Annotated in this window: 1 protein-coding gene; it reads left to right on the top strand. The window is 48.6% G+C overall.

What is annotated here, in order from left to right:
- Nucleotides 1-329, top strand: a 329-nt coding sequence (locus KH400_RS23435; protein ID WP_217228731.1) for a YfiT family bacillithiol transferase, incomplete at both ends; no start/stop codon positions are given.

Below are 329 nucleotides of genomic sequence, written 5' to 3'. Positions count from 1 at the left end.
AGCTGGCACTCATTCCTCAAAAGTATAAAGAGGCAGTTGTCCCATTGACAAATGATCAGCTGGATACCCCATATCGGCCAGGAGGATGGACCGTTCGTCAGCTCATTCACCATGTAGCGGACAGCCATCTGAACGCCTACTTGCGATTTAAACTTGCGCTGACAGAAGAAACACCGCACATACGTCCATATGATCAGGAGGCATTTGCTTCACTTCCTGACAGTAAGGCGTCTATCAGCCTATCGCTGCCATTAATCAGCAGTCTACATCGCCGGTGGGTCACATTACTTCGCGAGATGACAGAGGAAGATTTCAACGCTGCATATTAC

Origin of the sequence: Desertibacillus haloalkaliphilus (genome assembly GCF_019039105.1) — a bacterium.
Taxonomy (GTDB): domain Bacteria; phylum Bacillota; class Bacilli; order Bacillales; family KJ1-10-99; genus Desertibacillus; species Desertibacillus haloalkaliphilus.
Note: the sequence above shows the minus strand (reverse complement) of the source record. Positions and strands in the feature narration are given on the sequence as shown.